The sequence below is a fragment of the Janthinobacterium sp. Bl 1 genome (assembly GCF_058215535.1).
Genome location: NZ_CM177086.1, coordinates 2,293,382 through 2,319,770, shown reverse-complemented (window position 1 = coordinate 2,319,770; position 26,389 = coordinate 2,293,382). Strand labels below are relative to the sequence as shown.

Annotated in this window: 21 protein-coding genes; 4 read left to right on the top strand and 17 right to left on the bottom strand. The window is 61.8% G+C overall.

The window, feature by feature from the left end; all coding sequences use genetic code 11:
* Positions 1-12: 12 nt before the first annotated feature.
* From AC4BCN_RS10530 to AC4BCN_RS10520, 3 genes are all read right to left on the bottom strand, one after another.
* Entirely contained in the window at positions 13-831 is an 819-nt protein-coding gene (locus AC4BCN_RS10530; protein WP_034758454.1) for a carbohydrate ABC transporter permease, read from the bottom strand.
* A 10-nt stretch (positions 832-841) separates the two neighbouring features.
* Positions 842-1,702, bottom strand: coding sequence for a carbohydrate ABC transporter permease (locus tag AC4BCN_RS10525; RefSeq protein ID WP_070306090.1), 861 nt, complete (start codon positions 1,700-1,702; stop codon positions 842-844).
* Positions 1,703-1,796: 94 nt separating this feature from the next.
* The gene (locus AC4BCN_RS10520) at positions 1,797-3,101 is read right to left on the bottom strand and encodes an ABC transporter substrate-binding protein (protein ID WP_139090994.1); all 1,305 of its coding nucleotides are present in this window, start codon (positions 3,099-3,101) and stop codon (positions 1,797-1,799) included.
* 310 nt (positions 3,102-3,411) lie between these two features.
* Between AC4BCN_RS10520 and AC4BCN_RS10515 the strand changes: the two genes are divergently transcribed.
* Positions 3,412-4,686, top strand: a complete 1,275-nt coding sequence (locus AC4BCN_RS10515) for a maltoporin (RefSeq protein WP_490493242.1) — start codon at positions 3,412-3,414, stop codon at positions 4,684-4,686.
* Between the two features lie 109 nt (positions 4,687-4,795).
* Here the strand turns inward: AC4BCN_RS10515 and AC4BCN_RS10510 are convergent, their stop codons facing one another.
* The 11 genes from AC4BCN_RS10510 to xsc all read right to left on the bottom strand — a co-directional run bounded on the left by AC4BCN_RS10510 (position 4,796) and on the right by xsc (position 19,493).
* Complete coding sequence (locus AC4BCN_RS10510; protein WP_490493241.1) at positions 4,796-7,159, bottom strand: chitinase C-terminal domain-containing protein; 2,364 nt, start codon at positions 7,157-7,159, stop codon at positions 4,796-4,798.
* Positions 7,160-7,262: 103 nt separating this feature from the next.
* Entirely contained in the window at positions 7,263-8,708 is a 1,446-nt protein-coding gene (locus AC4BCN_RS10505) for a glycoside hydrolase family 19 protein (protein ID WP_490493240.1), read from the bottom strand.
* 299 nt (positions 8,709-9,007) lie between these two features.
* Complete coding sequence (gene sorB / locus AC4BCN_RS10500) at positions 9,008-9,619, bottom strand: SorB family sulfite dehydrogenase c-type cytochrome subunit (RefSeq protein WP_072454818.1); 612 nt, start codon at positions 9,617-9,619, stop codon at positions 9,008-9,010.
* A gap of 10 nt (positions 9,620-9,629) precedes the next feature.
* Positions 9,630-10,856: a SorA family sulfite dehydrogenase catalytic subunit gene (gene sorA / locus AC4BCN_RS10495; RefSeq protein WP_490493239.1), complete on the bottom strand. Its 1,227-nt coding sequence runs from the start codon at positions 10,854-10,856 to the stop codon at positions 9,630-9,632.
* Positions 10,849-12,276, bottom strand: coding sequence for an amino acid permease (locus AC4BCN_RS10490; protein ID WP_338681561.1), 1,428 nt, complete (start codon positions 12,274-12,276; stop codon positions 10,849-10,851). Before AC4BCN_RS10490 ends, sorA begins: the two co-directional genes overlap by 8 nt.
* A gap of 292 nt (positions 12,277-12,568) precedes the next feature.
* Positions 12,569-13,363 (bottom strand): ABC transporter permease subunit, encoded by a 795-nt coding sequence (locus AC4BCN_RS10485; protein WP_051959683.1) that lies wholly within the window; start codon positions 13,361-13,363, stop codon positions 12,569-12,571.
* Between the two features lie 79 nt (positions 13,364-13,442).
* On the bottom strand, positions 13,443-14,258 hold the full coding sequence (locus AC4BCN_RS10480) for a taurine ABC transporter ATP-binding protein (RefSeq protein ID WP_035828937.1): 816 nt from the start codon (positions 14,256-14,258) through the stop codon (positions 13,443-13,445).
* 84 nt (positions 14,259-14,342) lie between these two features.
* Positions 14,343-15,404 (bottom strand): taurine ABC transporter substrate-binding protein, encoded by a 1,062-nt coding sequence (gene tauA, locus AC4BCN_RS10475; protein WP_490493238.1) that lies wholly within the window; start codon positions 15,402-15,404, stop codon positions 14,343-14,345.
* Positions 15,405-15,518: 114 nt separating this feature from the next.
* The gene (locus AC4BCN_RS10470) at positions 15,519-16,958 is read right to left on the bottom strand and encodes an NAD(P)/FAD-dependent oxidoreductase (protein ID WP_490493237.1); all 1,440 of its coding nucleotides are present in this window, start codon (positions 16,956-16,958) and stop codon (positions 15,519-15,521) included.
* Positions 16,959-16,983: 25 nt separating this feature from the next.
* Positions 16,984-17,400, bottom strand: a complete 417-nt coding sequence (locus tag AC4BCN_RS10465; protein WP_072454822.1) for a nuclear transport factor 2 family protein — start codon at positions 17,398-17,400, stop codon at positions 16,984-16,986.
* A 287-nt stretch (positions 17,401-17,687) separates the two neighbouring features.
* The gene (xsc, locus tag AC4BCN_RS10460; RefSeq protein ID WP_490493591.1) at positions 17,688-19,493 is read right to left on the bottom strand and encodes a sulfoacetaldehyde acetyltransferase; all 1,806 of its coding nucleotides are present in this window, start codon (positions 19,491-19,493) and stop codon (positions 17,688-17,690) included.
* A 213-nt stretch (positions 19,494-19,706) separates the two neighbouring features.
* On the opposite strand from xsc, the gene AC4BCN_RS10455 reads away from it, so the two are divergent.
* From AC4BCN_RS10455 to AC4BCN_RS10445, 3 genes are read left to right on the top strand one after another with little or no spacing between them, the layout of a single operon-like run.
* Complete coding sequence (locus AC4BCN_RS10455) at positions 19,707-20,555, top strand: IclR family transcriptional regulator (protein ID WP_490493236.1); 849 nt, start codon at positions 19,707-19,709, stop codon at positions 20,553-20,555.
* A gap of 40 nt (positions 20,556-20,595) precedes the next feature.
* Positions 20,596-21,570 (top strand): AAA family ATPase, encoded by a 975-nt coding sequence (locus AC4BCN_RS10450; RefSeq protein WP_490493235.1) that lies wholly within the window; start codon positions 20,596-20,598, stop codon positions 21,568-21,570.
* On the top strand, positions 21,567-23,297 hold the full coding sequence (locus AC4BCN_RS10445; protein WP_490493234.1) for a cobaltochelatase CobT-related protein: 1,731 nt from the start codon (positions 21,567-21,569) through the stop codon (positions 23,295-23,297). Before AC4BCN_RS10450 ends, AC4BCN_RS10445 begins: the two co-directional genes overlap by 4 nt.
* 4 nt (positions 23,298-23,301) lie before the next feature.
* Here the strand turns inward: AC4BCN_RS10445 and AC4BCN_RS10440 are convergent, their stop codons facing one another.
* The 3 genes from AC4BCN_RS10440 to AC4BCN_RS10430 all read right to left on the bottom strand — a co-directional run bounded on the left by AC4BCN_RS10440 (position 23,302) and on the right by AC4BCN_RS10430 (position 26,389).
* Positions 23,302-24,444 (bottom strand): AAA family ATPase, encoded by a 1,143-nt coding sequence (locus tag AC4BCN_RS10440; RefSeq protein WP_490493233.1) that lies wholly within the window; start codon positions 24,442-24,444, stop codon positions 23,302-23,304.
* Positions 24,441-25,328 (bottom strand): RNA ligase family protein, encoded by an 888-nt coding sequence (locus AC4BCN_RS10435; protein WP_490493232.1) that lies wholly within the window; start codon positions 25,326-25,328, stop codon positions 24,441-24,443. The genes AC4BCN_RS10440 and AC4BCN_RS10435 overlap by 4 nt, the downstream gene beginning before the upstream one ends.
* 299 nt (positions 25,329-25,627) lie before the next feature.
* Complete coding sequence (locus AC4BCN_RS10430; RefSeq protein WP_490493231.1) at positions 25,628-26,389, bottom strand: TSUP family transporter; 762 nt, start codon at positions 26,387-26,389, stop codon at positions 25,628-25,630.

The following is a 26,389-nucleotide window of genomic DNA, read 5'->3' as shown; positions in this document are numbered from 1 at the left end:
GTTATCCTAAATTTACTTGACAGCGCCAAAGGTCATTCCTTGGACCAGTTGTTTCTGGCAGAACCAGCCCAGCGCCATGATGGGCGCGATGGCCATCAGCGAAGCGGCCGACAATTTCGCCCAGAACAGGCCTTCAGGGCTGGAATACGAAGCGATGAGCCAGGCCAGGGTGCCCGCGTTGGAAGCGCCCAGGTTCAGCGACCAGAACGATTCATTCCACGACCACACCATGCAGACCAGCGCCGTGGACGCGATGCCGCCCACGGACAAGGGCAGCACGACGTGGCGGAATTCATCCCACACGGTGGCGCCATCCATGCGCGACGCTTCGAGGATTTCGCGCGGCAGCTCCTTCATGCTCGTGTACAGCAGCCAGATCATGATGGGCAAATTCATCAGCATGAACATGATGGTCAGGCCGATACGCGTATCGAGCAGGCCGAAGTACTGGTAGCAGATATAGATGGGCATCAGGGCGCCCACGCCGGGCATGTAGCGCGAGCTGAGCATGAATTTCAGCAAGCCGATGGTGCCGCTCGTGGGAAAGAAAGCCATCGAATACGCGGCCGGAATGGCGATCAAGAGGCCAATGGCCGTCGACAGCACGCTGGTAAACAGCGAGTTCCACGCGTAGCCGAAGTAATTGTCGCGCGCCAGCACTTCGCGGAAGCTGTCGAGGGTCGGCGTGAAAAACAGCAGCGGCGGCGTGGAAATGGCTTGCCCTTCCGTCTTGAAGGCCATCAGGCCCAGCCAGAAGATGGGAAAGAACAGCAGCAGCGCGAACAGCCAGGCGGCGGCTGTGCGGCCGTATAGATTGAGTTTGCTATGCATCAAGGTCTCCTTATTTCGACAGATTCTTGCCGATGACGCGCATCAGGAAGAAGGCGGCGATGTTGGCGATGAGCACGGCGAACAGGGCGCCGGCCGAGGCCGCTCCCACGTCATACGACAGCAGTGCCTGCTGATAGATCATGAAGGTGATGGTGGTCGTGTCGAAGCCGGGACCGCCGCCCGTCGTGGTAAAGATTTCCGCAAAAATCGACAGCAGGAAAATCATTTCGATCATCAGCACCACCGAGACGGCGCGGCCCAGGTGGGGAATGTAGAGGTAGCGCAACTGCTGCAGATACGTGGCGCCATCCATGCGCGCCGCTTCCAGCTGCTCGCGGTCCATCGATTGCAGGGCCGTCATGAAGATCAGGCAGGCAAACGGCAGCCATTGCCACGAGACCATCATGATGATGGAAAACAGGGGATGCGCCGACAGCCAGTCGACGGGCGTGGCGCCAAAGAACAGACTGATTTGCGCGAACAGGCCGTAGATCGGATTGAGCAGCATGTTCTTCCACATCAGGGCATTCACGGCCGGCATGATGAGGAAAGGCGAAATCAGGAGCACGCGCACGATGGCACGCCCCGGGAACGCTTCATTGATCAGCAGCCCCAGCGCCGTGCCCAGCACCACCGTGACCAGCATAACGGAAAAGAGCAGGGTAAACGTGTTCTGCAAGGCCGGCAGGAACGAGGCATCGGTAAAGAAAAAGTGGAAATTGGCCAGCCCATGGAAAGGATGGCCGCTCGGATCGAGCATGGAATAGCGCACGAACGCGTAGTACAGGGTGATCAGCAGCGGGATCACGGAAATGACGGAGACGGCGACCACGGCCGGCGTCAGCAAAGTCCGGGGGATAATGCGTTTCATAGTGTTCTCTTGGGGCAAGGGTAAGTCCGGGGTCGGACCCTGAGGGTCCGACCCCAGATTTACGCTATTGGGGTACGCAAACAATGCAGCAGGCCTACTTGTAGTACCCACCTTTACGCATCTCCCGCTCCGCCGTCTGCTGCGACAACTCCAGCGCCTGGTCCACCGTCACCTTGCCCAGCAGCGCTGCCGCCATCTGCTGGCCTGCCGCCACGCCGATCACCTGGAATTCGGGAATCGATGCGAATTGCACACCTACATATGGCGATGGCGGCAAGGTGCTTTGCACGGCGCGCGTGGTGGCCAGGGCCTTGCCTTCGGCGGCGGCAAATTTCGCCACTTTCTGGAACTCGGGGCTCGCATACGTCGACTTGCGCGTGCCCGTCGGCACGTTGGCCCAGCTCGTTTCTTTGGCCACCAGCTTCACGTAGTCGGGCGAGGTGGCCCAGTTGATGAAGCGCTGCGCTTCATTCGGGTGCTTCGAGCTTGCAGGAATCGCCAGCGACCAGATCCACAGCCAGTTGGCGCCCCGCTCCGTCACGCCGACGGGTGACTGGGCAAAAGCCACCTTGTCGGCCACCTTGCTTTGCTTGGGATCCGTGATGAAAGAGGCGGCGATCGTCGCATCGATCCAGATGCCGCACTTGCCCTGGTTGAACAGGGCCAGGTTTTCATTGAAGCTGTTGGCGGCCGCGCCCGGCGGGCCGTATTTCTTCATCAGGTCGACGTACATGTTGACCGCGTCCTTCCACGGTTTGCTGGTAAATTGCGGCTTCCATTTCATGTCGAACAGCTGGCCGCCGTAGGAATTGGCCATGGTGGTGATCAGCGCCATGTTATCGCCCCAGCCCGGCTTGCCACGCAGGCAGATGCCGTACACGCCGTTGGCCGGATCGTGCAGCTTGGCCGCCACGTCGCGCAGCTGGTTCCAGGACGGGCGGTCCTCGATCGTCACGCCCGCTTTTTTCACCAGGTCGCTGCGGTACATGATCATCGAGCTTTCGCCATAGAACGGCGACGCGTACAGCTTGCCGTCGCCGGACAGGCCTTCGCGGATGGCGGGCAGCAAGTCGTCGATATCGTATTTGGCGTCCGGCTTGATGGGAATCAGCCAGTTTTTCTTGCCCCAGATGGGCGTTTCATACAGGCCGATGGTCATCACGTCGAACTGGCCGCCCTTGGTGGCGATATCGGTGGTCATGCGCTGGCGCAAGACGCCCTCTTCCAGGGTCACCCATTTGAGCTTGATGTCGGGATTGGCCTGCTCGAAGAACTTGCCGAGCTTTTGCATTTCGATCATGTGGCCGTTGTTGACGGTGGCGATGACCAGGTCGGTGGCGGCAAAAGCGGACGAGCTGAGGCAGCCGGCGATCAGCGCGGCAATGGCGGAACGTTTCATTGTGTGTCTCCAGTGTTTTTTGTCGTTGGCAATGCCCGATTACTTGGCACCACGACCACAATGTAGCACCGGACTTTGATACTTTCTGATACTCCAAAACCGCAATTCGATACTCTTTTGCAAGCCCATCATGCGCAAGAGTATCGATATGTAGCAAAAACAACACTCTGAAAGAAAGTATCAGTACTTGCACGTTTTGTATCAGGGTGGTCAAAAAAGCGCTGCTAGACTTGGTTTTCGGCATTAGACCGTGTGCGGTGGCCACCTTCCGGGGCGCCACCGCTACCACCAACATTCTTCTGGAGACCGCATGAATCGCACTGCATTGAAAACTTTACCTGCCCTGCTCCTGGCCATCGCCAGCGCTTCCGCCATGGCCGACCCCATGTACCCAAGCGACGCCGAAGGCTTCCACGGCTACCTGCGCGCTGGCGCCGGCAGCAATACCTCGGGCGACGGCGGTTCGCAAGGCTGCTTCGGCCTGGGTGGCAACACCATGAAATATCGTCTGGGCAATGAGTGCGACGCCTACACGGAGTTCGGCTACACCAAATCCGTCGCCAAGTCCGGCGGCGTGAACTACCTGGCCACCATCTGGGTCAACGCCTACGCGCCAAACTCCGATTTCGGCGACAACAAGCTGGGCATCGTCAAAGCCTACGTCGAAGCGCAGGGACTCGATTTCCTCAACGGCGGCACGGCCTGGATCGGTAAACGCTTCTACTACCGTCCTGACATCCACATGCTGGATCTGCAATACATCAACATGAACGGCACGGGCGCCGGCCTGGACCGCATTCCTGCGGGCCCCGGTAAATTCTCGTATGCCTTCTTCAAGGACAACGACATCAATACCGTGTCGCCGACCGGCGTCGTCAGCACCAAGTCTGCCGTGCGCCAGAACTTCATCTACGGCGAGATTCCCGTCAATGAAAACGGCACCCTGGACCTGGCCGCGACCTACATCATCGGCGAAGGCAAGGACAACGACGCTTTTGGCCAGAAGCACAATGGCTGGCAGCTGTCGGCATTCCACCGTCAAGGTAAAGTGTTCGGCGGCGGCAACACCTTCGGCGTGCAGTACGGCGTCGGTCCTGGCGTCGGCGGCGCCGGCAACGGCCAGTTCGGCGCCTCGGGCGACACCGGTTTCGGTTCGGACCGCAAACGTACGCGCATCTTCAATGACATGGCGATCCAGCCGATGCCCAACTTTGGCATGGAATTTGTCGCCCTGTGGCAAAAAGACGAGTCGAAAGCTACCGGTTCCTCGACCTGGACTTCGGTCGGTGTGCGTCCTGTGTACGCGTTCACCGACAACTTCAAGCTGGTGGGCGAACTGGGCACGGACCGCGTGACGCAATCGGGCGGCCAGCCAGCCAAGCGCTTGACCAAGCTGACCATCGCACCGACGATCTCGGCCGGTCCTGGCCTGTGGTCGCGTCCTGAACTGCGCGCTTTCGTGACCTACGGCAAATGGAACGATGCGGCCACCGCCTCGGTCAATGCGTCGAACAACGGCGGCCCGATCTATAACAACAATACCAGCGGCACCTCTTATGGTTTCCAGGTAGAGACGTGGTTTTAAGCTGAAACAACCCAGAAGCAAAGGCTGGGGTCAGACCCGTTGGGTCTGACCCCGAAAAAAGGGCGGAACCTCGGTTCCGCCCTTCTCTGTTTACCCTACCGTATTCAGCTTACGGCAATGCCACCGGCAGTTCCGGGTACTCCTGCGTCAGCGCGTACTTGGTGCCGCCCACGGTAACCGTGTAGTTGGCCGGTCCCGAGATCGGCAGGCGGTAGTTCAAGGTCAGCGCCACGGAGCCGCCCGGCGCCAGCGATTGCCAGGCGGGAATCGCGAAACGGGCCCGGTTGTAGTTCTTCGTGAAGCCGCCGATATTGTTCGGCCCCGTGTAGCCGGCATTGATGACCGTCAAGCCGAAGCCGGACTGGTCGCTCATGTCCGATGGCGCCGAGACGGGATAGTCGAACTCCACCACGGTACCGCCCGGCAGGGTCGTGGCCGTGTTGTTCTTCACCGTCATCACGGGATTGATGGGGAAGTTGCTGTCGCCCAGCTTCCAGCCACCCAGGGTGATGCTGACGTTGGCCGCCGTGCCCGGCATGGCGATTTCGGCGCGCTTGTTGCCATACGCGCCAGCCGTGCGGAAGGTCTGGTACAGCACGTCCGTCAGGGTGGTGCCCATGAAGTACTCGCCCTTGCCGCCATTGCGCGTGGCATCCCAGGCATAGTCGCCCGCCATTTCCCAGATCATCACGCCGCCGATATTGTTGTTGACGATGTACTGGGCCTTGGCCGCGATCGACTGCGTGGTTTCCGTGGAAATGAACACTTTCTTGGTTGCATTCCACAGCCACGGCGCCACCATGGTGCTGCTGTAATGCGGCACATAGGTGCCCACCAGCGCCTTGTCCGTGACTTTATAGGCGTCCAGGTAGCTCGGCACGATACCGTTCTGCAAATTCAGCGCATGCCAGATCGGATTGCCGCCGCCCGGCGTCGGTTTGCCCTGGGAATCGAGATCGAACCACACGTTGTCGATGCCCGTTGCACCCGTGCCGCACGTCTTGGTGCCGGCGCAGGTGACCGTGGAGCTGATCAGCGGCGTCGTGCCCCACAGGCCGTTGGTGCCGCCCGTCACATCCTTCCAGCCCCGCGTGTAGAACGGCACGCCGATATTGATGCGTCCCGCCTGCATGGCGCCCCGGTAGTAGCGGTAAGCCCAGTCCGTGTTCAGATAGCCGATGTTCTGGAACTGGTAGGCATTGCCGGCACGCAGTTCGCCATCGTTGCCATCGTCAAACAGCGCCGCGTTCGGTCCCACATACTGGTTCCACGCGCCGTGCAAGTCGTAGCTCATCAGGCTGGCGTAATCGAGATATTTCAACCCCGACATATTTTCCTCGCCGCGCAAGACCCAGCCCGAGGCGGAGCCGGCGATGGTGAGCAGATAGTATTTATTGTCCTGCACGGCCGCTTCGTCAAGCTTCTGGCGCAGCACTTTCAGCAGCAGGTTGTAGCTCGTCATCAAGCCGGCCAGGCGCGGCTTCGAGACGGCGAAGTCGTTCGGATTACCCGCTTCATTGTTGGTGGTCGGGTGTTCGTAATCGACGTCGACGCCATCGAAGAAGTTGTACTGGCGCACGAAGGCCACCATGGAATCGGCCAGGGTATTGATGCCGGCCGTGTTGATGCTGCCGTCCGCGTTCGTCGTGGCCGTGTAGAAGCCGCCGCTGCCGGCCCAGCCACCCACGGAAATCATCAGTTTCACGCCTGGATACTTCTTCTTGTATTGCGACAGCAAGTTGAAGTGGCCCTTGTACGGCAGGGACGGGTCCATGGCCGCGGCCGGCACGTTCGGCCACGTCAGGCCCGTATCGGGATTGGCGGCGCCGCTGCCGATGGCGATTTTTGACGTAGCCGGATCGACGGTGGCGAACGCATAGTTCAGGTGGGTGATCTTGTCCCACGGCAGGTTATTCACCAGATACGTTGGGCTGCCATCGACGCCCGTGCGCCAGCTGGCAAAGTAGCCGACGATGCGCCGGTTCAAGCCATTGCTCAGCACTTCGCGGCCATTCGCGTCGTACACCTTGCAATACGGCACATTCGGCACGGCCGAAATCAGGCCGTCCGGACGGCAAGCCGTTGGCGTTGGCGTTGGCGTTGGCGTTGGCGTTGGCGTTGGCGTTGGCGTCGGCGTCGGCGTTGGCGTCGGCGTCGGTGTCGGTGTCGGTGTTGGCGTTGGCGTCGGGGTTGGTGTCGGCGTTGGCGTCGGCGTATCCATCACCGCCCAGGGGCCCCACTGGTCGGTGGCGCTGGGGACATTGCCCTGCGTCCACCACTTGGCCTTGTAGGTGACACCCTGGTAAAGCACGCACTGGCCGCCCGTGTAGACGGTGGCGGCATCCCAGACGGCGCACGCTTCGACGGCGGCGAGCAAGGTGTTCGGGGTGGCGGTCGTACCGTCCTGGCCGCCGCCTCCGCAAGCGACGAGCACGCCGCTGAGCAGGGCCATCAATAATGCATTCGATTTCATGTTGTATTGGTCTCCGTTATGGTTTTACATCGAGAGCTGTTGCAGGCCCCTCGAGGGGCTCTTGTCAACTGTTATCCCTGGCTGGCTGGTCCTGCCTTTACTGCTACTGCAACTTCACATTCCAGTTGGCTTCCACGCATTTCACGTAGTTCCCCGCCAGCAATGCGCTGTACGGGGTTTGATAGCTGACCAGCTGGCATTGGTTCTCGCCACCAGCGCTCCAGTTCTTTTCCCAATAGATGTTGTAGGAAGCGGAACTGGCCGGGGTGAAGCGCTGCATGTTGGCGCAAGACAATTGTTCGCCGGAATAATCCCAGCCCATGTCGGCGGCAAACTGCTTGTAGTAATCGATGCGGTTTTGCGCGGCCTGTTTTTCCGTGCCCTGCCCGCATTCGGCGTTGATGATCATGATGGTGGTGGCGAAGTTGTTGCCGGCGCCAGCCGTCGTATCGGCCGCGTTCGGTACCCACGTGCCGTCAAGCACGTGCAGCATCGACGGTTTCGGCGGTTGCGGATAGACAAAGAAGAACGTGGCCGACGCCAGGTTCAGCCACGTCGAGGCCACCAGGTCCGGATTCTTCAGCAGCACGGACTGGTCGCCGTCATGCATGGCTTGCGAGAAGGGGCCGTAGTTGTAGTTATAGGACAGCTGCTTGGCGCCGCGGCCAAAGTATTTCTTGAAGCTGCCATCGGCGTTCTTGCCGCAGGTCCACACCTTGTTGAAGACGGGGTCGGCGCACTCGACGTTGTAGCCGCAGCCGGCGCCCGTCTCGTCGCAGCCCAGTTCGCGCAAATACTTCAAGCCCTGGCGCCATTGCGGCAGCGGGCTGCTGGCGTTATGGTCGCCCGTTTCCTGCACAAAGTGGGCGAACATGGTGCTCAGGCTGTGGCGGCAGATGGCGTCCGCATTGCGCCCGTCGCTGTAGTCGTCGCACACGGCGGGAAACTTGGCCACGGCTTGCAGGAAGCGCTGATATGTATAGCTGGCATCGCGCGCGGCAAAATAGTAATCCCACTTCGCCGCCGGCAGCAGGCGCTCGACCCGCTTGACGTTGAGCGGATTGCTGGCCAGGCCAGGCTGCACGGCCTCGACTGCCGTATTGCCCAGGGTGCGGATCGACGCCTTGACCTTGCGGAAGAAATCGTTGTTCGTCAGCGCCGCTTCGTTCGCCTCGGCCTGGGCCTTGGTGGGCACCCCTGGCGTCGGCGTGGGCGTTGGGGTCGGTGTTGGGGTCGGTGTCGGTGTGGGCGTGGGCGTCGGGGTGGGCGTGCTGCTATCGAGACTCCATGGTCCCCACTGGTCGTTGTTCGGCGCCGTGCCCTGCACCCACCATTTGGCCCGGTACACCTTGCCGTCGTAGACGGCGCACTGGCCCGCCGTGTAGACGGCAGCGGCGCTCCAGGCCGCGCAGCTGTCGCTGGCGGCCGTGGCAGCCAGCAGGGTCGATGGGGGTTCGGTGGTGGAATTGCCGCCGCAAGCGAGCAGCGCGCTGCCCAGCAGGCCAGCCATCAAAGGCGAGGCCAGCCGGCTAATTTGCCGTGTCTTCACAATGTCTCCTGAACGTTATACGAAAACTATCGAAGTAGCTTTTTATGTTGTACGTAAAGAAAGCACAGCGAAGCATCGGCTTTCTGCACAGAGAATGCGACGCCCTAAATTGGTAGTCAAGTGGTTTTATATAACGGTGTTTTTTACAGTACCAGTGCATGTGAGCGCTGCATTGGCAAGCGATGCGGCGGCGAATGGGACAGGTAAAAAAAAGCCCGCTGCGTCATGGCAGCGGGCAATACCGCGCAGTATGGGTGGCGGCAAGTGGTATTAAGGGTTGCCGCGCGTCCGGGACGAACTTATCGGTTCAGCACGTACTTCGCCAGGGCCGCCGCGTCGGCTGCACTGAGCTGGCTGAATGGCGGCATGGGCACGGGCCCCCATTTACCAGTGCCGCCACTGCGGATGTTGGCCGCCACGGCGGCGACTCCGTCCTTGCCCTTGTACCTGGCCGCCACTTCCGCAAAGCCGGGGCCGACCACTTTCTGGTCAAGCGCATGGCAAGCCATGCAGCCGTTCGCCGCCAGCAAGGTTTTGACATCCTTGCCGCTGGCGGCCGGGACCGCGGCTGCCACGGGTTTGGCGGCTGCAGCAGGTACGATGGCGCCCCGCTCCACGCCATAGGTTTTCACCAGGTAATCGACCATGGCCGGCACGTCCGCGTCGTCAAACTGGGCGCCAAACGGCTTTTTCATCTTCTTGACGGTCGCTTCCCAGTAGGCGCGCGGCGAAGCGGGCGGCTGGCTCGACGCATACTGGGCCGCGTGGCACGTCATGCAATTGCGCTGCACCAGCTGGTAGCCGGGCAATTCGCTGGCTTTATAGGTCGCCGTTTCCGGCGGTAAATGGATTTCCAGCGCGCACGCGCCGCCCGCCGCCGACAGTGCCAGCGCGGCAAACAATATCTTCATATGGTTCTCCTCAGACTGCCTGGATGCGCGTGGTTTCCACCACATTGCGCATATAACCCATGGGATTCCACAGGGCTTTCATGGGCTGGCTCTGGCCGATGCGGTTGACGGCGCGCACCATCAGCACGTGCTTGCCCTTGCGTGGCGCCTTCATGACCATCGTCCATTCGCGGAACGAAAAGCGTCCCAGGTCCTTGCCCAGCTTCGCCTCCTGCCACGTCTGGCCGCCGTCCACCGACACGGTCACCTCGCTGATGCCCTGGCCGCCGTCAAAAGCGATGCCGCGCAGAGCCAGGTCGCGCCCCGCTTTCACCTGCGCGCCATCGTGCACGCTGGTAATGAAGGAGCGCACGTTGAGGCGGCTGATCGGCGTCGTCTTGCCCACGGGCGTGCCCGGTTCGATGAAGCCGGAGCCGTTGTCGGGAATGCGGTAGCCCGTGCTCATCCAGAAGCCGTCGAAGGGCTTGTCGAGCACCGTGATGTCGCTCAAGTGCTTGACCCAGTAGGTGCCATAGAACCCCGGCACGATCAGGCGCAGCGGGTAGCCGTTGAGGAAAGGAATGTCCTCGCCATTCATGGCCCAGGCCAGCATGACGTCGCCGGCCATGATGTGCTCGACGGACAAGGCTTTTTGAAAGTCGGGACCGTCGCCCACGGGTGGCGTTTCCAGGCCGTTGAACGCCACTTGCACGGCGCTGGCCGCGATACCGGCCTTTTCCAGCACGGTTTTCAGAAGGATGCCCGTCCAGCGGGCATTGCCCATGGCGCCATTGCCCAGCTGCCCGCCGTTGGCGCGCGGGGAAAACAAACCGCGGCTGTTGCCCGAACATTGGGTCACGGCCACCACATCGACGGGCTCGGCCAGCTGCTTCAGTTCGGCCAGCGACAGCTCGAGCGGCGTTTTGACAAGGCCGGCGATGCGCAGCCGGTAGCTGCCGCCGTCTATGCTGGCGGGCAAGCCGCTCCAGTGGTAGCGCACGAAGAACGCGTCGTTGGGCGTGATCGCACCTTCATTGAACACACTGAACGGCGTTTCCAGCTGGGGCGGGCGGCTGGTCAGCAGGATCAGCGGGCGCTTTTGCGGGAACGCCACCAGTTCGCGCTCGCCATTTTCAAACGGCAAGGTCACTGAGGCGGACTCCGCCAAGGATGGCCCCGCCACGGCGGCGGCGCCCAGGGCGGCCGTCGTGCGCAGGAAGCGGCGCCGGCCTGCGGGCAACAAGGTCGTGTCAGACATGCTTGAGCTCCACTTTGGCTTCGTTGTCGCCGTTGCGGTCGTCGTTGACGAGCTTCTTGATGTAGTACATGACGCTCATGATGACCACGCTCAACAGGCCAAACCAGAACGACACGCGCTGTTCCGTATCGGACGACACGCTCATGGCGCCGAGGATCACCAGCATGGCGAAGATGGTGAAATACGTCAGGTAGGGGAACAGCCACATGCGCACCTTGATGCGTTCCGGGCATTCGCGTTCCAGGCGGCGGCGCAAACGCAATTGAGATATCGCAATGAGCAGGTAGACGAACAGGATCAGGATGCCGTAGGAATTGACGATGAAGGGGAACACGAGGTCGGCCGACACATACGATACGGCAATGGCGAAATAGGCGAACAAGGTGCTGAACAAAATGGCGCGGATCGGTACGCCGTTCTTGCTCAGCTTGACCAGGCCCGTGGGCGCATCGCCGCGGCGCGTCAGCGCGAAGATCATGCGCGACGAGGCGTACAGGCTGGAATTGAGGGCCGACAGCACGGCCGTCAAAATGATGGCGTTCATGATGTGGGCCGCGTACGGGATGTTCATGACGGTCAGGGCGCTGACGAAGGGCGTGGCGATGGCTGGCGAATCCCAGGGCACGATGCAGACGACGACAAACATGGAACCGACATAGAACATCAGCACGCGCGTGATGACGGAATTGGTGGCGCGGGCGATGGCCTTGGCCGGGTCCGACGTTTCGGCGGCGGCGATGGTGACGATCTCGGCGCCCGAATAAAAGGCCGTGGCGGCGACGGCGCCACTGAGCACCGGTCCCCAGCCGTGGGGCATGAAGCCGCCGTTGCTGGTCAAAAAGCCCAGGGTCGGGATGCTGTTGGGCAAGCTACCCGTGATGAACAGGGCACCGACGAACAGGAAGACGATGATGGCGACCACCTTGATCGAGGCGAACCAGAATTCGAATTCGCCAAATGCCTTGACCGAAAACAGGTTAAGGATGGTCATCGAGACGAGCAGCACCAGGCTGATCGACCACGACGGCACGTCGGGCAGCCAGAAGTTGACGAGCTTGGCGCCGGCGATGGCTTCCAGGGCGACGACAACGACCCAGAAATACCAGTACATCCAGCCGCTCATGAAACCGAGGAATTTCGAGACCTTCGGCTTGTCGTCGAAGGCCAGGCGCGCATATTCGTAAAAGGAGCCGACCACGGGCAGAGACGAAGCCAGCTCGCCCAGCATGCGCATGATCAGGACGACGAGGCCGCCCGTGAGCAGGAAGGATAGGATGGCGGCCGGGCCGGCGGCCTTGGCGATGACGCCGCTGCCGACAAAGAGGCCGGCGCCGATCACGCCGCCAATGGCGATCATGCTCATGTGGCGTTGCTTCAGCGAGTGCTGCAAGCCGGTGTTGTTGTGGTTGTCGCTAATCATGTGTGTCTCCTAGTAATATCTGAAGCTCGGTGCGCCCTGGCCTGCTGCGAAATGTTTCTGCCGCGCGGCTTTGTTTTATTTAGGCAACACCGTCAAGCAGCATCGATACATCATCAAATCAGTCTGGTTGGCTGCATGCCATAAGTCAATCTGGAAATGCAGCGGCCCGGCGCGGTCGCCAAGGGGCAAGCGCGCTGGAGAGTAAGTACGGGGTATTGCTGAGTTATTGCTGGTTATAAAAAATGGGAGCGGCGGCAACACTTGTGGCGTGCGCGCCACTCCCAAGAACGTCTTACACCTTGCCCTTCCATGGCACGAGGGTACGTTCGAGGTAACGCATCATCAAATCAAACAGGAAAGCGAAGAAGCCGATCACGATAATGCCCATGATCACCACATCGCTGGCCAGGAACTCGGAAGCGCTGAGCACCATGTAGCCGAGGCCGCGCGTGGCCGCCACCATTTCGCCGGCCACCAGGGTGGTCCAGCCCACGCCGATGCCGATACGCATGCCGGTGAGGATTTCCGGAATCGCGGCACGCAGGATCACGTGCACGATGACCTGGAAACGGGTAGCGCCCATCGAGTACGCCGCGTGGATTTGCTCCAGCGACACGGAGCTGACGCCGGCGCGGGCCGCGATGGCCATCGGTGCGAAGATGGCCAGGAAGATCAGGTAGACCTTCGAAAACTCGCCGATGCCGAACCAGATGATGACCAGTGGCAAATAAGCGAGCGGCGGCAGCGGGCGGTAGAACTCGATCAAGGGGTCGAAGATGCCGCGTGCCACGCGGTTGACGCCCATCATCACGCCGATGGGAATGGCGAACAGGCAGGCCAGGCCAAAGGCGCCGAACACACGCACCAGACTGGCGACGGTGTGTTCCCACAAGGTAGCGCCGCCGAAACCGGTGGTCGCCGCCATGATGAACTTTTCATAGACGGCTTGCGGCGACGGCAGGAACAGCGGTTTGACCATGCCGCTGGCCGTCACGCCGAACCACAGCAAGAGCACGGCGATGACGGTGACGGTAGCGATGCGGCTGGAATTGCCCTGCCCCGGCGCGCCAAACGCTTCGCCTGGCATGGCGCAGCGGGGAGCGAACAGGCGGCCAAAGAAGCCGGCGCGCTTGGTGCTGGCGGGAGGAAATCCCACGGCGGATGGGCTATGCATGGGACACCTCCAGCTCTTTATTGACAGCGCGCTCGTCGCCATAAATGATGTTGAGCACCGTTTCGCGCATCTTGATGAAGTCCGGGCTCGATTTCACGGCGCGCGCATCGCGGCATTCGAGGAAGCGCTTGTTGAAATCGAGTTCATACGTGTGCGTGATGCGGCCCGGACGGGGCGACATGACGATCAGCCGGTTCGCCAGGAACAGCGCCTCGTCGACGCTGTGCGTAATGAAGAAGAACATGGTGCTGGACTTGGCCCAGATATCGAGCAGCAATTCCTGGATGGTTTCGCGCGTCAGCGCGTCGAGCGCGGCCATCGGTTCATCCATCAGCAGCATGGCGGGATTGCTGGTCAGGGCGCGGGCGATGCCCACCCTTTGCTGCATGCCGCCCGACAATTGATAAATCATATTGTCGTGAAAGTCCTTCAAGCCGACCAGCGCCAGGTTCTTGGCCGCCTGTTCGCGCCGCACGGCCTTGGCCACGCCTTGCAGCTTGAGGCCGAATTCCACGTTTTCCATCACGTTCAGCCACGGCAGCAAGGCATGTTTCTGGAATACGACGCCACGGTCGGCGCCCGGCCCTTCCACCTTGTTGCTGCCCAACATGATCTCGCCCTTGGATGGCGCGATAAAGCCCGCCATCAGGCTCAGCAAGGTGGTCTTGCCGCAGCCCGAGGCGCCCAGCGCGACGACGAAGTCGCCGCTATTGATGGTGAGATTGATATTATTTAAGGCATGTACGCGTTCACCGGCCGTCTTGCCCGGATAAATCACGCTGACATCCTTGACGTAGAGATTTTCCATCATGTGCCCCGCATAGGTGTAGTCACTTCAGTTCAACGCATTCTGTTCAGTCAGCGCGCCCGCAGGCGCGCCATCGCACAACGTTTACTTCAGCAGGCCGGCGGCCTGTGCATACCTGGGTGTCACATACTTGGCGTAATCGGTAGCCAGGGTGTCGATCTTGCCTTCGCCCTTCAGAAATTGCGCCGTGGCCAGCAAGGCTTGCGCCACGCCGCCCTTGGCGCCGCCACCGAGCCAGGCTGGCGACGCCTGCTCCTGCAGCGATGGGTAGGCGTACAGGGCCACGGAAGCGGCCACGTCCTTGGCGGCCGCGCCCGAATGCTTGACGTTGGCTTTCACTTGCGGGGAATCGATGGTCCACGCCTTCGGATTGGCGCGGTAGTCGGCGTCGGCAGCGGCCATCACCTTGACGAACTTGGCCATGAAGTCGGCGTTCGCTTCGCCCCAGGCGCGCTCGACGGCCATGCCGTCAAACGTGGCCTTGCCCTTCTTGCTCAGCTCGCCGGACGTGACGAGTACCTTGCCGTTTTGCTTGAGCTTGCTCAAGGCCGGGTCCCACACGAAGGCCGCATCGATGTCGCCGCGCTCCCAGGCGGCGGCGATCTGGTTCGGCTGCATGTTGAGCAATTTCACTTCCGTGGGCTTGATGCCCCACGTTTCCAGCGCGAACATAGTATGGAAGTGCGTGGTGGAAACGAAAGGCACGGCGATCTTCTTGCCGCGCAAGTCCGTGGGCTTGGTGATGCCGGCGCCATTGCGGGCCACCATCGCTTCCGCTTCATTGATGTCGTCGATGATCCAGAACAGCTGCAGGTCGACGCCGCGGCTGACGGCCGCCGTCAGGGGACTGGAACCGATGACGCCGATCTGCACGTCGCCGGACGCCATGCCGGTGGCTACCTTGGCGCCCGAGTCGAACTTGCGCCAGTTGATTTTATAGCCCGTGGTTTTTTCCACTTCGCCGCTGGCGATGGCCACCAGGAAGGGACCGTTGATTTCCTGGTAGGCAATCGTCACTTCCTTGCTTTGCGCGATGGCGGTACCGCTGGAAGCCAGGGCGGCGCCCAGCACCAGGGTGCCGAGGACGGCGCGGCGCATCGATGAAAAACCTGTTTTGCTCGGGGTTTTGCTCGTATTAGTGTTCATGTCTCACTCCAAGTTATTGTTATGTGTGAACGTTCGGGCAATAACATCCTTGCGGATGGCGCCGCTGGCCGGTCTATGCCAGCTCATGCGACGACTTGAACTGCAGTGCTGCTTTTAGAAAACTTCATCTTTCAAGTGATACCAGCGGTACAGGAAGCGCTGGCCCAGGCGGCGGAACGGGGCGAACGCTTGCGACTCGACCAGTTCCATCATGTTCGGGTACGGCAGTTTCGAATTGAAGATCGGCAAGCCCGTGTCGCTGGCCTTGCCCGCGATGCGCTCGGCCATGCGCCGGCCCGCCTGCGCCGAATACATGACGCCGTTGCCGCCGTAGCCGAGCGAATAGAAGATCGATTGCTTCGGGTCCGGTTGCACGATGCGCGGCATCATGTCGTGGCTGACATCGACCCAGCCCCACCACGAATAATCGATGGCGATGCCGGTCAGCGCGGGGAACTTGCGGTGCAGATCGTTGATCAAAAACTGTTTGTACTTGTCGTCCGGCGCGTCGGCGCCCGTGATGGCGCTGCGGCTGCCGATCTGCACGCGGTTGTCCGGCATCAGGCGGTAGTAGTGGCGCAGGATGCGCGTATCGGTGATCACCTGGTGGGTGCGGAAATTGCACGCCGCGATTTCCGCCGGCGTCAACGGACGCGTGACGAGCGAGTTCGACAGAATCGGCAGCAGGCGGTTCTTCACTTGCGGATGCAGATGGGGCGAGGTGTAGCCGCCCGTGGCCACGGCCACGGAACGGGCACGCACCACACCGCCCGGCGTTTGCAGATAATGCACGCCGTTGCGCGTTTCCCAGCCCATCACGGGGCTTGACGGGTGCACCTTGGCGCCCAGCGCACGGGCCTTGCGCAGGTAACCGAAGGCCAGCTTGCCCGCGTGGATGCCGATGCCTTCCGGCTCGTGCAGCGCGCCGGCCGCTTCCTTGTCGTCCACATACTCACGCTTGACGGTGTCGGCGTCGAGGATGCGCGCGTCGTACTTGAATATCTCGCGCATGATCTTGGCTTCTTTTTCCAGCGCGGGCATGGCTTTCGCCTTGTGGGCGATGTACAGGTGGCCACCCGGCTGCGGGTCGCAATCGATGTCGGCCGTGATCTTCTTGAACGTTTCCATCGCGTCGCACACTTCCGCGTGCAGTTTCAGGGCCGTGTCCATGCCGTAGCGAGCGATCCACTGCGAGCGTTTCAGGCGACCCGTCGTGCATTGCGCCTGGCCGCCGTTGCGCGTGCTGCAACCCCAGCTGACCCGGTTCGCTTCCAGCACGGTCGCCTTGATGCCGTGTTCCTGGGCCAGGAAGATGGCGCAGGAGAGGCCGGTAAAACCCGAGCCGATGATGGCCACGTCAACGTCGATGTCATGCGTGATGGGGCCGTCGTCGGCGGGCGGCTCGCCGGCCGTGCCGATCCAGTAGGTGGGCGCGTAGGCATTGCCGTGGCCGGGGCGCTGGGCCACCAGCGGATCGTAGGCGGGATCGTAGGACGTGCGGGCGGCGGTGCTGTTGCCCAATACGTCAGATGGGGTGTCGACAGGTTTGTTCATGATCATTCCTGGTGAACGTACTGGCTCAGGCTTTGTTGCCGGTAGCAACCGGTGGGCGATCCTTGCGGAAGGCATTCTTCACGGCGATCTTGCCGTCGCGGAAAGTGAAGATGTCGACCATGCGCGCTTCGATGCGCGTGCCGTCCGCCTTGGTGCCGGCAAACGTCGATTCCGTCACGCCGCGCTCGCCGCTGACGAAGTGTTCTGGATTCAGCCAGGCGGCATCGGGGAAGGTTTGCCAGGCTAGTTCGAAGCCGGCGCGCACGGCGTCGCGGCCGATGAAGCTCTTGCCCAGCAAGTCAGGGCCTGCCACGGCATGGAATTCGCAATCGTCGGCCATGGCGGCCATCAGGGCCTCGATATCGTGGCGGTTCCAGGCATCGCCGAACGCTTGCAGGAAGTCAGTGGTGACGGCGTCGGTGTGCGGTACAGGGTGGTTCATGGTGGTCTCCGTAAATCGTTTTTGATACGCTACGTTCCGTTTTTTGTCTTTTATTGAATTTAAGCCTTAAGCATGGGCTTGTCAAATCAAATAATTCAAAAAACGGGACGCCTTGTATTCTTTAGTGAAATTATGATACTTCCGTGACAATGTGTGAGAATTTCGTCACAGCGCTGTGTCGGATTACGCCGGGCTTGCGCCCGGCTAATCCGACCTACACACACGCCATCCGCTGTGCGTAGGTTGGATTAGCCCGCCAGGGCGTAATCCAACACTCCAGCAGCAAATCAGACGTAATCTTTATATTTATCCAGATGCCGCACTGGTTTACTCAGCGCATCGCGGCGGAACGGGTCGCCCAGCTCGCGCGTGCACATGATTTCAATGATGGTGGTCTTGCCTTCATTCATCTGCATGTCGATCGCCTTTTTCAAGGCCGGGCCCACGTCTTCCAGCTTGTCGACCGTGATGCCTTCGGCGCCCATGGCCCGCGCGATTTCCGCGAAGCTCTGGTTGTCGAGTTCACCGGCAACGAAGCGGCGGTTGTAGAAATCGACCTGGTTTTTCTTTTCCGCGCCCCACTGGCGGTTGTGGAACACGACGGCCGTGACGGGAATGTTGTGGCGCACGCAGGTCATCGTTTCCATCAGGCTCATGCCCCAGGCGCCGTCGCCCGCATACGACACGGCCGGACGGTGCGGCGCGGCCACTTTCGCGCCGATGATGGTCGGGAATGCGTAGCCGCAGTTGCCAAAGCTCATCGCCGCAAAGAAGCTGCGCGGCTTTTCAAAGCGCAGGTAGCTGTTGGCCACCGAGTTGATGTTGCCGATGTCGGTCGACACCATCACGTCTTCCGGCATGGCTTTTTCCAGCTCGCGCAAGACCTGGCGCGGGTGCAGATAGTTGCCCGGCTCTTTCTTTTGCTCTTCGATCATGTCCAGGCTGTACGCATCTTTTTCGTGCGTCCAGTTGGTCAGCTCCTCTTCCCATGCCGCCTTCTCGGCTTGCACGGTGGCATAGCGCTCGTCGCGCGTGGCGTCGCAGTCGAGCGTCTTGCCGTCAAGGCGAGCCAGGATGGCTTTGGCGGCTGCCTTGGCGTCGCCGCAGATGCCGACGGAGATTTTCTTGACCAGGCCCAGCATCTTGTTGTCGGCGTCGATCTGGATGATCTTGGCGTTTTTCGGCCAGTAATCCATGCCGTGCTGCGGCAAGGTACCGAACGGGCCCAGGCGCGAACCCAAAGCGACGACGACGTCGGCCTTGGCGATCAGTTTCATGGCCGCCTTGGAACCCTGGTAGCCGAGCGGACCGCACCACAGCGGATGGCTGGCAGGAAACGAGTCATTGTGCAGATAGCTGTTGACGACGGGCGCGCCGAGGCGCTCGGCCAGGGCCTTGCACTCTTCGATCGCGTCACCCATGACGACGCCGCCGCCCGAGATGATGACGGGGAACTTGGCTTTCGCCAGCAATTCCGCTGCGTCATTGAGACTTTGTTCGCCGCCGGCGCCACGGTCCAGGCGGTTCGGCTTTGGAATTTCCGCCTTGATTTCGCCATAAAAATAGTCGCGCGGGATGTTCAGTTGCGTCGGGCCCATTTCGGACATGGCGCGGTCAAAGCAGCGGCCCGTGAATTCCGCCATGCGGGCCGGATTGGTCACATGACCTTGATACTTGGTGAATTCCTCGAACATCGGCAACTGGTTCGCTTCCTGGAAGCCGCCCAGGCCCATGCTCATGGTGCCCGTTTCCGGCGTGATGATCACGACAGGCGTGTGCGCCCAGTAGGCGGCGGCAATCGCCGTCACGCAATTGCTGATGCCAGGGCCATTCTGGCCGATGACCACGCCATGGCGGCCCGAGACGCGGGCGTAACCGTCGGCCATGTGGCCGGCGCCCTGCTCGTGCACGACGGGAATCAGGCGGATGCCGGCCGGGGCGAAGATATCCATCGGGTCCATGAAGGCCGAGCCCATGATGCCGAACATGTCGGTCACGCCATTGGCGGCCAGGGTTTCCACGAACGCTTCGGAAGGCGTCATCTTTTGCGGGCCAACAGGTATCGCGGCTGCGGCGGCTTTTTGGTCGGTCATGTCATTCATGGGTGTCTCCTGGTCTGTGGTGATGAACTGCAGTGTAGCGAGCAACTAAATTATCAAAAAACGGTATATTTTGTTCCGAAATTTGATATACAATTCAATTTAAGCGTTCGGCAATCAAAAGTCAAACAGAATTTCGAGGAAACGGTACAATTTGAGTTCGAAAATGAAATAACACTCAGACAGACAACCGAGGCCACCATGGACATGATTTCATCCCCAAAACTTGAGCCGGAAAAACTGGAAGGCGACACGCCCACGATGCGTTTGTTTGCTTTGCTGGAAGTGATTGCCGAAAAAGACCAGTTGCTGTCGCTGCAAGCGCTGGTGGAAGAAACGGGCTTGCCCAAGCCCACCCTGCACCGCATGCTGCAACAGCTGGAAAGCGTGGGCGTGCTGCAGCGCGAAAGCGATGGCCGCCACTACAGCACGGGCGTGCGCCTGCGCCGCCTGGCGTCGAACCTGCTAATTAACAACACTTTCCATGGCGCCCGCCGCATGGTCTTGCGCCAGCTGGTCGAGGAAGTGGGCGAAAGCTGCAACCTGACGGCCTTCAGCGGCAGCGAAGTGGTGTACCTGGACCGCGTGGAAACGGCGGCCCCGCTGCGCTTCTACCTGCATCCCGGTTCGCGGGTGCCGGCCCACTGCTCGTCCAGCGGCAAACTGTTCCTGGCGCAAATGACGCCCGTGCAACGGCGCCGCCTGCTGGGCCACATGGAATTGACGCGCTTTACGGACAAGACGGAAACGGACCCCGTCAAGCTCGAGCGCGAACTGGAACTGGTGCGCCGCAACGGCTATGCGCTGGACGACGAGGAATTCCTGCCCGGCCTGCTATGCGTGGCCGTGCTGGTGCCGAACCCGAACGGCCGCTCGAACCTGGCCGTGGCCATCCAGGCACCCATCATCCGTTTGACGCACGACAAGGCTTTACATTTCTTGCCAGCATTGCAACGCGCCGCGCAAGCCCTGGCCGCCATCGAATCGGAAACCATGCCGACGACGGGCGGGGACGACGACGCATTGCAATCAAGTAACTCCGCAGCTCATTCATAACCGCCGTAGCGCCCACGCTGCGGTTTCACAGGAGAACAAGGTGCCAGATTCACGCCAACATCCCCCCGCCGCAGCGGCGCAAACCTTGCAGTCCGTGCGCAGCCTGTTCGATATCGACAGCGACCTGCTCGTGCCCGTCTTCACGGAACGCGACCCGCACGTGCCCGATATCGATCCCGCCTACCGCTTCAACAAGGATGTGACCCTGGCAATCCTCGCCGGCTTCACCCACAACCGCCGCGTGATGGTGCAAGGCTTGCACGGCACGGGCAAGTCCACGCATATCGAGCAAGTGGCGGCCCGCCTGAACTGGCCTTGCGTGCGGGTCAATCTCGACGGCCACATCAGCCGCCTGGACCTGGTCGGCAAGGACGCCATCGTGCTGCGCGAACAGCAGCAAGTGACGGAATTCCAGGAAGGCATCGTGCCCTGGTCCCTGCAACGGCCCGTGGCCCTGATCTTCGATGAATACGACGCGGGCCGCCCCGACGTAATGTTCGTCATCCAGCGCATCCTCGAGCGCGACGGCAAGTTCACCCTGCTCGACCAGAACCGGGTCATCACGCCCCATCTCCACTTCCGCCTGTTCGCCACCTCGAATACGGTGGGCCTGGGCAACTTGAACGGCATGTACCACGGCACGCAAGTGCTCAATCACGCACAGATCGACCGCTGGAACATCGTTGCCACCTTGAACTACTTGCCACAGGAGGAAGAAACGCAGATCGTCCTGGCGCGTGTCCCCGCCATGAACGACGAGGCGGGCCGCCAGCTGGCCGCAGCCATGGTGGCCGTGGCCAGCCTCACGCGCAACGGCTATGCGGCGGGCGACCTGGCTTGCCTGATGTCGCCACGCACGGTGATCACCTGGGCCGAGAACTGCCAGATCTTCCGCGACCCGGCGCTGGCCTTCCGCCTGTCCTTCCTCAACAAATGCGACGAGGCCGAGCGGCCCATGGTGGCCGAGTACTATCAGCGCTGTTTCAATGAGGAATTGCTGGCGAGTCAGGCATGAGTACCGAAGCGATGGCGCCCGCCGCCTACACGCGCGAGCAGCAGGAAACGGATGAGCTGTGCGCGGGCGCCATCCGCGCCCTCAGCGCTTCTCCCTCGATACGCTACCGGGGCCGGCGCCTGCACGACGGCCACCGTCCCCTGCCGATCCACGCGGCCCATCTGCAGCCCGATGCGGCGCTGCAGGATTTGCCGTCCTTGCGCGGCGCGGCCGACAGTGTGGCCCTGCGCCTGCTGCATACGGATGCGGCCCTGCACAAGTCCTTGTGTCCGCCCGAACCCGTGGCGCGGCTCGTCTTCGAACTGCTGGAACAGTTAAGGGTGGAAACCCTGGCGCCCGAGCAGCACGCTGGCGTGATCGGCAACCTGCGCCACCGTTTTACTGCATGGTCGCACGCGTTCTACGATTCCGGCTTGGCCGAGGGCGCGTCGGGCTTGCTGCTGTACACGGTATTCCAGATGTGCTGGTCGCGCATGATGGCCAGGCCCGTGCTGGAAAAGACGGAAGATTTCATCGAGGCGACACGCTGGTCGGTGTCGTCCGCATTGAGCGGCGACCTGGCGGGATTGCGCCGCCACCGCGCCGACCAGGCAGCCTTTGCGCGCCATGCGCTGGCCATCAGCCACGCCGTCGACGCCATGCTGAAAGACGCGCAGGCCGCGCGCGATGGCGGCCAGGACGATGCGGGCGACGCCAAGGCGTATGCCGCGTTCAAGCTGCTGCTCGATTTCGACAGCGATAACGACAATCTACCCGATGCCGCCCCGCTGGGCGAGAGCCGCGCCTTCAGCGATGGCGATGGCGGCTACCGCGCCTATTCCACGGCGTATGACCGAGAGGAAAGAGCGGGCGAACTCGTGCGCCGCGCCCTGCTGCTCGAATACCGCGAACGCATGGATGCCCGCATCGCCAGCCTGGGCATCAACACGGCCCGCCTGGCGCGGCGGTTCACGCAATTGCTGGCCGTGCCCGAGCGCGACGGCTGGTCGTTTGGCGAAGAAGAGGGGTATATCGACGGCCGGCGGCTGGCGCAACTGATCAGCTCACCATCCGAGCGCAGGCTGTTTCGCAAGGAACAATTCCTGCCGCAAGCCGACTGCCTCGTCACCTTCCTCGTCGACTGCTCCGGCTCCATGAAGACGCATGCGGAATCCGTGGCCGTGCTACTCGACATTGTGCTGCGCGCACTGGACCAGGCCGGCGTTGCCACGGAGTTGCTGGGTTTTACGACGGGCGCGTGGAACGGGGGAAGAGTCAAGCGCGACTGGCTACGCGCCCGCTCGCCCGCGAATCCAGGCCGCTTGAATGAACTCGTGCACATGGTCTTCAAGGATGGCGATACCAGCTGGCGCCGCGCGCGGCCCGACATCGCGGCCCTGCTGAAGGCGGACTTGTACCGCGAAGGCGTCGATGGCGAAGCCGTGGACTGGGCGTGCACGCGCATGCTGGCACGCCCTGAACGGCGGCGCATCCTGCTCGTCGTGTCCGACGGTTGCCCGATGGATACGGCCACGAATCTCGCCAACGACGAGTTTTACCTGGCGCAACATCTGAAACAAGTGGTGGCGCGCCGCGAAGCGCAGGGCGCCATCGAGATTTGCGGGCTGGGACTGGGCCTGGACCTGGGCGCCTACTACAGCCGCAGCCTGGCCACCACCCTGCCCGCCTCGCTGAACAATGAACTGTTCAGCGAGATCGCGCAGTTGCTCGGTGGACGCAAACGTTAAGCCTTCAGCTCACTTCGTAGCGCACCGTGTGCGCTTCCATCGGCAGCGGGATTTCCCAGTTCCACAGCATCGCTTGCAGCTTCTTGTTGCTGAGCGACGTGTCGCGCTGGCCGTTGCGCCGCAGTAACTCCTTGCGCGGCTGCTCCAGGTACACGAGCTCCACCTGCGCGTGGTATTTGTACAGCAGGTTGAGTGTCTTTTCGCGCATCAGTTTCGACAGATGCGTGGCGTTCCACACGAACGGTTCGCCCTTGCGCAACAGTTCGCGCGCCCGCTCTTCCGCATAGTCGCCCACCTGCCCCTCGTTCTTGCCGTGCTTCAAGCCCAGGGCCGTGCGCGCATCGTCGAAGGACACGACGGGCAGGCGCGGATGGTGCTTCTCCACCCACGTATTCTTGCCCGACGCGGGCAAGCCCGACATCACGATCACGCGCGAGCCCGCTTCCTGGAACAGCGGATAGTCGGGATGCGCCTCGGCGCCGCGAAAATACTTCACGCGCGTGTGATCGTCAACAAAGGCGCGCCGCTGGCCATAGCAGCCCTCCTCGCGCGCCAGCTCGCGGAACAGTTCGATGGCATCCAGAATGCGCTGCGGATCGGGACAGATACGTCCGCGGATATCGGCCTCGGCCAGCATGGCCAGCAGCCGGATATCGACTTGCCACGACAGTTCGCGCACGGTGAACTCGGGCGTGACGCCGCGCCGCGACGTTTCCAGCGCAAAGAACGGCACCTGGTGCACATTGATCAGGCGGCAGATTTCCTCGCGCGCGGCAAACGGCACGCCGCAATCCCACAAGGCGATGCGCGCATCGAGCGCGCCCTTGCGCGAGTGGCCGGGCTGGCCGATGGCGCCCGTCACCGGGTCGATCACCGTGGTGCTGCACTTGGCCACGTCGTGCAGCAAGGCGGCGAGAAACACGATTTCCTGTTCCGCGCGCGTGGCTTGCTGGTAGTCGGGCATGGCCAGCAAGGATTCCACCACCATCATCGTATGCGTCCACACATCGCCTTCCGCGTGATACACGGGATTTTGCGGCGTCGTCTTGGCCAGTTCCAGCTGCGGGAAGGCGGCCAGGCAGGCGTTGAAATCGGGCGACTGGCCAGGCATGGGCACCAGTTGCTGCAGGGTTTTCCAGTTCATCATTTTGTACTCCTTTGCATTGCTGCAAGTTCATCGAGCGAATGGCAGGTATGCAAACCCAGGCTTTCCCACGTGACGAGCGGCTGCGGTGCGTACAGGTCCACGCCGTCGGCCAGCTGGTTCGGGATCAAGGGCCGCGTGCTGTGGTGGGAACCGCTGTCGAGGATGGTTTGCGTAAAGTCATGGCGCACCAGCTTGTAGCGGGCCAGCACTTGCTCGTCGTCCTCCACTTTCAGGTACAGGCCTTCCGCGTGGTCGGACTTGTCCGTCTGCTTCCAGCACAGATCCAGCGGCAGGCGTTCGCGCGCCACCGCAGTCTCAAAGGCATCGCGCCACAGACTGGACTTGGCCAGCGAATGGCGCAGCAGCTGCCACAACTGCTTCGGCGTGGCCGGCATCAATCCCGCATACAGCACGGGGACGGACAGCACGGGCGAGCGGGCCAGCATGGCGTGGCGGCGCGCCGTCGACAAAAACATCTGGCTGCGGCGGCAATACACGTCGAACTCGTTGAAGTAATGGGGCAGCCGGTCGTAAAACACGGAATGCTTGCTGTACGACCATTCGCCAAACAGCACATACTGGTCTTCCAGCAGGTGCAGCAAGGCGTGTTCGTGCGCATGCGCCCACGGTTTCAACAGGTTGAACTGGCGTTCGCTGCCGCCGCCCGCCAGGTAATGGCCGCGCGACTGCAGCAGCACCTCGCCTGCATCGCTGAACGACACGGCAGAGTTGGCGCCATCGATTTTTTCCTCGATGACGACATACTGGCCGGCCAGCTTTTTCAGGGGCATCTGGTCCGAGCCGTCGTCGCCATCCTGCAGGCGCGAGCCTTCCAGGTGCGGCGTGCGCGGGTATTTGAATAAGGGTAAAGATTGTAAAAACATAGCGTCCCACGCCGCGTTCACCGGGGCGTGTCCATACAGGGTCAGGGGTGCTGACGACGTGTTCGGGCGTGGACGATCAAGACCAGGGTCTCGGATACGTGTGCGGGAAGAGCAAGAGCAGTGCCGCAGCAATCGGGGGCGTCAACGCGCCGAACGATGCTGCAAAGAGCATTTCGTCAGCGTTAGCAGGTGATGGCGAAGAAGCGAGGCACTTTTGGCTCCAATAAGGAAGAGGTTCTAGAAAGAACGGGGAATATAACGGCTGTTTGACTATTTTGCAAGCGCCGCACGCTTGGAGACTAGCCGAGCAGTTGCGGCACGGCCGCCGCCATCAGCGAAATGCCGATCAAGGTCAGCACGGCAAACGCGATGCGGCGCATGCCGCGCTGGGCGATCGGCGGCGGATAGCGTTTGCCGGCCATCGTGGCCAGGCCCCCCACGGGCAAGGCCAGCGCGCACAGCAACAGTACTTTCGCGTCGAGCTGGCCCTGGCTGCCCGCCATCAGCGAACGTCCACCCGCGCTGATGGCAAATAAAAAGATCAGGCTGTAGCGGATGGTCTTTAAACTCATTTCCTGGCGGTAGAACTGGTACACGAGCGGTGGTCCGGCCAGCGAGAACAGGCCCGAGAACAGGCCGCCGCACACGCCGCTGATGAAGAAGCTGCGCTTGTCGGCCGCGCCGGGGCCAGGTGGCGCCTGCAGCAAGATGCTGACGCCGCCATACACGATGGCCGCGCCCAGCAACAGATGCAGCAGCGGCGCGTACGCCTGGTCCAGGTATCCCAATAGCAAGACGCCGGCCGCCATGGCCGGCAGCAAGCCGATGCTGGCCGCGCGGATGGCGCGCCAGTCCAGGTGGTGCAAGGCGCCCGGCAAGGCCACGAGGCAATTGGCTAGCGACAACAAACTGACGAGGGCCGCCAGCGCCGGCACGGGCGCCAGGCCGAGGCCGCTGGCCACGCCCATGACGATCATGCCCAGGCCAAAGCCCGTGACGGTCTGGAAGTACGTGCCCGCCGCCACCACGCCCAGCAGCGCCAGCACGGGCCAGCTGAACAA

Bases quoted from the DNA above. Each gene is read 5' to 3' on its own strand.
- AC4BCN_RS10530 (WP_034758454.1), bottom strand. From the start codon at position 831: ATGCATAGCAAACTCAATCTATACGGCCGCACAGCCGCCGCCTGGCTG.
- AC4BCN_RS10525 (WP_070306090.1), bottom strand. From the start codon at position 1,702: ATGAAACGCATTATCCCCCGGACTTTGCTGACGCCGGCCGTGGTCGCC.
- AC4BCN_RS10520 (WP_139090994.1), bottom strand. From the start codon at position 3,101: ATGAAACGTTCCGCCATTGCCGCGCTGATCGCCGGCTGCCTCAGCTCG.
- AC4BCN_RS10515 (WP_490493242.1), top strand. From the start codon at position 3,412: ATGAATCGCACTGCATTGAAAACTTTACCTGCCCTGCTCCTGGCCATC.
- AC4BCN_RS10510 (WP_490493241.1), bottom strand. From the start codon at position 7,159: ATGAAATCGAATGCATTATTGATGGCCCTGCTCAGCGGCGTGCTCGTC.
- sorB (WP_072454818.1), bottom strand. From the start codon at position 9,619: ATGAAGATATTGTTTGCCGCGCTGGCACTGTCGGCGGCGGGCGGCGCG.
- sorA (WP_490493239.1), bottom strand. From the start codon at position 10,856: ATGTCTGACACGACCTTGTTGCCCGCAGGCCGGCGCCGCTTCCTGCGC.
- AC4BCN_RS10490 (WP_338681561.1), bottom strand. From the start codon at position 12,276: ATGATTAGCGACAACCACAACAACACCGGCTTGCAGCACTCGCTGAAG.
- AC4BCN_RS10485 (WP_051959683.1), bottom strand. From the start codon at position 13,363: ATGCCAGGCGAAGCGTTTGGCGCGCCGGGGCAGGGCAATTCCAGCCGC.
- AC4BCN_RS10480 (WP_035828937.1), bottom strand. From the start codon at position 14,258: ATGGAAAATCTCTACGTCAAGGATGTCAGCGTGATTTATCCGGGCAAG.
- tauA (WP_490493238.1), bottom strand. From the start codon at position 15,404: ATGAACACTAATACGAGCAAAACCCCGAGCAAAACAGGTTTTTCATCG.
- AC4BCN_RS10470 (WP_490493237.1), bottom strand. From the start codon at position 16,958: ATGAACAAACCTGTCGACACCCCATCTGACGTATTGGGCAACAGCACC.
- AC4BCN_RS10465 (WP_072454822.1), bottom strand. From the start codon at position 17,400: ATGAACCACCCTGTACCGCACACCGACGCCGTCACCACTGACTTCCTG.
- xsc (WP_490493591.1), bottom strand. From the start codon at position 19,493: ATGACCGACCAAAAAGCCGCCGCAGCCGCGATACCTGTTGGCCCGCAA.
- AC4BCN_RS10455 (WP_490493236.1), top strand. From the start codon at position 19,707: ATGATTTCATCCCCAAAACTTGAGCCGGAAAAACTGGAAGGCGACACG.
- AC4BCN_RS10445 (WP_490493234.1), top strand. From the start codon at position 21,567: ATGAGTACCGAAGCGATGGCGCCCGCCGCCTACACGCGCGAGCAGCAG.
- AC4BCN_RS10440 (WP_490493233.1), bottom strand. From the start codon at position 24,444: ATGATGAACTGGAAAACCCTGCAGCAACTGGTGCCCATGCCTGGCCAG.
- AC4BCN_RS10435 (WP_490493232.1), bottom strand. From the start codon at position 25,328: ATGTTTTTACAATCTTTACCCTTATTCAAATACCCGCGCACGCCGCAC.